The organism is Bacillus sp. 05T31 (assembly GCF_056396725.1).
In genome coordinates this window covers 1-6,045 of record NZ_JBFTMA010000214.1, presented here as the reverse complement: position 1 = coordinate 6,045, position 6,045 = coordinate 1, and the positions used below count along the sequence as shown (strand labels likewise).

The 6,045-nt window shown below is 37.0% G+C and carries 6 protein-coding genes; all 6 read right to left on the bottom strand.

Features of this window, described 5'->3' with window-relative positions; translation table 11 throughout:
- The coding region (locus tag AC1DJR_RS14470) for a proline--tRNA ligase (RefSeq protein ID WP_477002873.1) at positions 1-1,222 on the bottom strand (1,222 nt) is incomplete at its 3' end.
- A gap of 109 nt (positions 1,223-1,331) precedes the next feature.
- Positions 1,332-2,588 carry an RIP metalloprotease RseP gene (gene rseP, locus AC1DJR_RS14465; RefSeq protein WP_002088169.1) on the bottom strand — a complete coding sequence of 419 codons (1,257 nt, stop codon included), beginning with the start codon at positions 2,586-2,588 and terminating at the stop codon, positions 1,332-1,334.
- A 17-nt stretch (positions 2,589-2,605) separates the two neighbouring features.
- Positions 2,606-3,748, bottom strand: a complete 1,143-nt coding sequence (gene dxr, locus AC1DJR_RS14460) for a 1-deoxy-D-xylulose-5-phosphate reductoisomerase (RefSeq protein ID WP_002014547.1) — start codon at positions 3,746-3,748, stop codon at positions 2,606-2,608.
- A gap of 23 nt (positions 3,749-3,771) precedes the next feature.
- On the bottom strand, positions 3,772-4,563 hold the full coding sequence (gene cdsA / locus AC1DJR_RS14455) for a phosphatidate cytidylyltransferase (RefSeq protein ID WP_002088171.1): 792 nt from the start codon (positions 4,561-4,563) through the stop codon (positions 3,772-3,774).
- A gap of 17 nt (positions 4,564-4,580) precedes the next feature.
- Entirely contained in the window at positions 4,581-5,357 is a 777-nt protein-coding gene (locus AC1DJR_RS14450; protein ID WP_002014545.1) for an isoprenyl transferase, read from the bottom strand.
- Positions 5,358-5,442: 85 nt separating this feature from the next.
- Positions 5,443-6,000, bottom strand: coding sequence for a ribosome recycling factor (gene frr, locus AC1DJR_RS14445; RefSeq protein WP_000531506.1), 558 nt, complete (start codon positions 5,998-6,000; stop codon positions 5,443-5,445).
- Positions 6,001-6,045 lie beyond the last annotated feature (45 nt).

Sequence of the window (6,045 nt, the reverse complement as noted above, 5' to 3'; positions counted from 1 at the left end):
CTTCAATTCCACGTGCGAAAAGAATTGTTCCATTTCCATCTGGAGATTGGTCTCCTTCTTGGATGAAGCGTAAATCTGTATATTGACTTACTTTAAAGTCACGTTCTGGATTTACATTTACATAATGGAATCCTTCTTCGTTCGCTCCTGAACATCCGTTGACAATTGATGCTACAGCATGGTCAGCGATAATTTCGATATCCCCTGTAACACCAATCGGTCCTAAAGAACCCACTTCACAGTTTAATAACTCTTTTATTTCTTCATGTGAAGCAAGCTCAACGACTGAAGCTCCGTATACATTCTTCACTTTTACATCATTGACTTCATGATCGCCACGAACAAGTACTACTACTAATTTCGCATCTACTTTAAACACCATAGATTTAATGCATTTTTCTGCTGCGATATTTAAGAATGCAGATACTTCTTCAATAGCTTTTTGATCTGGAGTTGCTACTTTTTCAAGTGCTTTTTCGGCTTCATCACTCTTCGTATACGTAGCAACAACAGGAGCCATTTCAATATTTGCCGCATAATCAGATGTATCAGAATACGCAATTGTATCTTCACCTACATCAGATAACACCATAAATTCGTGTGTATCTTTTCCACCCATTGCTCCAGAATCAGCTATAACTGCACGGAAATTCAAACCACAACGAGCAAAGATATTAGAATACGCTTTGTATAAACCGCTATATACTTCATCCAAACTTTCTTGTGTTGCATGGAAAGAATACGCATCTTTCATTAAAAATTCTCTTCCGCGTAATAAACCGAAACGTGGTCTTTGCTCATCACGGAATTTTGTTTGAATTTGATATAATGTTAATGGTAGTTTTTTGTATGATTTAATTTCATCACGTACAAGATCTGTAATTACTTCCTCATGAGTTGCCCCTAGCGCAAACTCGCGAGCATTACGATCTTTCATACGCATTAATTCTGATCCGTAAGAATACCAACGACCTGATTCTTGCCATAATTCAGAAGCTTGCATAGCTGGCATTAATAGTTCTACTGCCCCTGCGCGCTCCATTTCTTCACGAACAATACGTTCTACTTTGTGTAACACTTTTAAACCAAATGGTAGAAAACTATAAATACCAGAAGCATTTTGACGCATAAACCCTGCGCGAAGTAATAATTGATGACTCTTAATTTCAGCATCTGCTGGAACTTCACGTAATGTAGGACTGAATACCATACTTTGTTTCATTTATTCGCACCTCTTCATTTTACTCTTACACGCAATAAAATCCCTCACCTCGAGTTAGGTGAGGGATTTTATTCTATGAGCTCTATTTCATTATAAACTTCTTCTTATTTTACAAGAAAAACTTACGGATGTCATTCCATGTTACAACTAACATAAGCAACATTAATAATGCAAACCCAATAAAGTGAACCATTCCTTCTTTTTGACGATCAATTGGTTTTCCTCGTAACGCTTCAATTAAGAAGAAGAACAAACGTCCACCGTCTAAAGCTGGGACTGGTAATAAATTAAATAAACCAAGGTTAATACTTAAAACTGCCGCTAAACTTAGTACACGCGTAAATCCATAATCTACAACTTGATCTGTTAGATTATAAATTCCTACTGGACCTGACAACTCATTAATAGAAAATTGACCCGTTACTAATTTCACAAGAGAATCAAAAATTAGTTTCGTCCATTCGTATGTTTGTTCAAACCCTGATTTAATAGAACCCATCACTGTTTTCTCTACAGGAGAATAAACACCAATTCTACCAACTTCGTCTTTTCCTTCTTTATCAAGCGTTGGTGTTACTTTCACATTAAATTGCTCACTATCACGCTTTACATGTAACGTAATTTCTTTATTTGGGTTTTCACGTACAATCGTTACAACATCTTTCCATGTACTAGTGTTCTTCCCATTGATTGCTTGAATCGTATCGTTTTCTTTTAATCCAGCTTGTTCTGCAGCACTATTCTCCATTACTTTTCCGACCATTGGTTTGTCAACAGGAACTCCTTGTACAAATCCAAGAATCACAAAAATAACAAATGCTAGAATAAAGTTCATTGCAGGACCTGCAAAGATTGTTAGAGCACGTTGGCCCAATTTTTTAGAGCCAAATTGTCTATTGTACGGAGCGATTTGAATTTCTTCTCCCGCAGAAATGATACGAGCTTTTTCATTCACTCGGAATGTTTGCAGCTCTTCCTCGTACTCTTCATAACCCAAAATTGTAAGATTATGCTCTAAATCAGCTTGTTCGACTTCAATGACACGAACATTTGGATATTTTTCATGTCCGTCAAAAACTAATTTCACAACTTCGTCTTTTTCATTTAATACAAGTCCAACCTTTTTTCCAGGTTTTAACTCAACTGTGTCCGCATCCTCGCCAGCCATTCTTACATAGCCACCAAGGGGCAGTAATCGAATCGTATACACCGTTTCATTCTTTTCAAATGAGAATATTTTCGGACCAAAACCAATCGCAAACTCGCGGCACAAAATACCTGCTCTTTTTGCGAAATATAGATGCCCTAGCTCATGGAAAAATACGAGTGCACCGAAAATTAATATAAAGGCAATCGCTGTATTCAATTCCATAACCACCTTTGCTAAATTTGTTCCATCACAAACCGTCTTGTGGCTGCATCAATTTCCTGAATTTCCTCTAAGCTCGGACGTGCAATGACAGTGTGATGGTGCATTGCTTTTTCAATGAGGTCTTCCACTGTTAAGAAACCAATTCTCTTTTGTAAAAAAGCTTCAACAGCTACTTCATTTGCCGCGTTCATTACAGCCGGCATACTTCCACCTGTCTTTCCAGCTTCATACGCAAAACGTAGACAACGGAAACGCTCTTGATTCATTTTCTCAAAATGCAATGTTCCCATTTCCCATAAATTTAACTGTTTCGTGTCTGAAAGAGGCAATCTATCAGGATATGTAAGCGCGTATTGAATCGGTACTCGCATATCAGGTGAGCCAAGCTGTGCCATTACACTACGATCTTCAAATTCAACCATAGAATGAATAATACTTTCTTTATGTAGAACAACATCGATTTGCTCATAAGGGATACCAAAAAGCCAGTGTGCTTCAATTACTTCTAGCCCCTTATTCATCATTGTAGCAGAATCAATTGTAATTTTCGAACCCATTGACCAGTTTGGATGACGAAGTGCATCTTCTACGGTCACTTGATGCAATTCATCTCTCGTTTTATCACGAAAACTTCCGCCTGAAGCAGTTATAATTAAGCGAGAGATTCTTTTTTCATTTTCACCATTCAAGCATTGAAAAATAGCTGAATGTTCACTGTCTACTGGAAGTAACGATACATTATGTTTTCGTGCTGCTTCCATTACAAGATGCCCTGCAGTTACTAACGTTTCTTTATTTGCAATTCCAATTGTTTTTTTCGCCTCAATTGCGCGGAGTGTCGGTAACAACCCTACGCTACCTACAACAGCATTCACTACAATTTCTGTATCTGGGTGCAGCGCTACTTCTAATAAGCCTTCGCTACCATATACTACTTTTGTATTACCAGAAACAGCTTGTAATTTTAAAACATCTTCCTCTCTTTGCACAGAGACAATTTGYGGGGAAAATTCTTGAATTACCTTTACTGCATAATCAACATTTTTCCCTACAGAAAAAGCAACGAGACGGAATTGGTCTGGGTGCGAGCGTAACACATCTAATGTTTGTGTACCGATTGATCCGCTTGCACCTAGTAAACTAATGTTTTTCATGACTCCAACCCCTCGTTCATTTATTAATTGTATTGTAATAAGAAGTATAGAATTGGTAACACAAATAACCAACTATCTGTTCGATCTAAAATACCACCATGTCCAGGTAAAATTGTACCTGAATCCTTTACACCATAATGGCGTTTAAATGCAGATTGCACTAAATCACCAATTTGTCCAAAAATAGAAATGATAATCGTCAGAACGATTAAAACTCCTACATTCGCTTCAACTGGGAAGAACATATTGTAAACAAGTGCAACAACAATTCCACAAACAATACCGCCTAATGAACCTTCAATCGTTTTATTCGGACTAATTTCTGGCCATAATTTTCTTTTTCCAAATGCTTTTCCTATGAAATATGCACCTGAATCAGTTGCCCATATGACAAATAGTGCACAGAACACATATTTGATTCCTAATATTCTCGTTTCATTTAAATATAAGAATCCCATTCCAACATATGTCGTTGCCATAAGTAAAAATGAAGCATTGTCAAAAGTAAATGTATTCTTAGAAAGGACTGTATATGATAAAAGTAATAAAACAATCACAAATGTGATTTCTAATTTACCTAACCCAATCCACGTAAACAGTTCTGATGCACTACTCGGAATTAAAATAATCCACAATAATACTGCAGCTAAAACTGTTGGTACCGAAATAAGCGTAAGCTTGTTCATACGAATTAATTCATATAAACCTATAGAAGCAAGTGCATACACTAAAACTGTAAAAGGCACGCCACCGTAAATTACGATGGGAATGAATAGCGCGGCAGCAATCACTCCAGTAATAATTCTCTGTTTCACTACCAAACCCTCTCTTTCTACACGCCTCCGAATCTGCGCCCTCTATGTTGAAAGTCTGTAATCGCATTTAGCAAATGTTCCTCGGTAAAATCTGGCCAATACACATCTGTAAACCAAAATTCCGAATAAGCAATTTGCCATAACATGAAATTACTAATACGTAGCTCTCCGCTTGTACGGATTAACAACTCTGGATCAGGTAAAGAACTCGTCATTAAGTAAGAAGAAATCTTTTCTTCACTTATTTCTTCCGAACGAATTTTTCCTTCCTCACTATCTTTCATCATATGTTGCACAGCAGAAACGATTTCATCTCGACTTCCATAGTTTAACGCGAAATTAAGAATTAATCCCGTATTCTCTTTCGTATCTTCCATGGCTTTTTCCATCGCTCTGCGCGTATGCGTAGGAAGACGATCTTTTTGCCCTATTACTCGGACTTGTACGTTTTCTTCAATCAACTCTGGTAAAAATGCACCTAAAAATTCTTCTGGAAGCTTCATCAAATAATCAACTTCTTTTTTCGGTCTTTTCCAGTTCTCAGTCGAAAAAGCATAAAGAGTTAATACTTTCACATCAAGCTTACTTGCAAATTTTGTGATTTTCTTCACAACTTGCATACCTTCATGATGACCAGCAATGCGAGGCATGGCTCTTCTCTTTGCCCATCTTCCATTACCATCCATAATAATAGCAATATGTTCTGGGATATATCCTTTTTTCACTTTTTCAATGAGATGATCAAACGATGTGACCTTTTTACTTTTAAAAAAAGGAAACTTTTTAAACATCATTCATACCCTCCAACAAGCAGACGTATGCCTAAAAGTGTAAAAAGACCCCCTTAAGAAGAGGGTCATATTTGCGAAATTATCGCTATTACACTTCCATAATTTCTTTTTCTTTGTTTTTTGCGATTTCGTCAACTTTTGCAATATATTTATCTGTTTCTTTTTGGATATCTTCAGTATATCCTCTTAAATCATCTTCTGTAATGTCGCCAGCTTTTTCAAGCTTCTTAAGGTCATCATTACTGTCACGACGTACGTTACGAACAGCAACTTTTGCTTCCTCAGCATATTTCTTCACAACTTTTACAAGATCGCGACGACGCTCTTCTGTTAATGCAGGGAATGCAATACGAATTACAGTTCCATCATTAGAAGGGTTTAAGCCTAAATCTGCTTTTAAAATTGCTTTTTCAATATCACCGATAGAAGTTTTATCATAAGGTTGAATTACAAGCAAACGTGCTTCTGGAACTGTAATGTTCGCTAATTGCACAACTGGTGTTGGTGCACCATAGTAATCAACTTGTACCTTATCTAATACAGATGAGCTTGCACGACCAGCGCGAACTGTTGCTAATTCACGAGAATAAGCAGCAACTGCTTTTTCCATTTTTTCATTTGAAGACTTCAATACTTGTTGTCCCATAATTTATTTCCCCCTTACAACTGTTCCAATATTTTCGCCTAAAAC

Bases quoted from the DNA above. Each gene is read 5' to 3' on its own strand.
- frr (WP_000531506.1), bottom strand. From the start codon at position 6,000: ATGGGACAACAAGTATTGAAGTCTTCAAATGAAAAAATGGAAAAAGCA.
- AC1DJR_RS14450 (WP_002014545.1), bottom strand. From the start codon at position 5,357: ATGATGTTTAAAAAGTTTCCTTTTTTTAAAAGTAAAAAGGTCACATCG.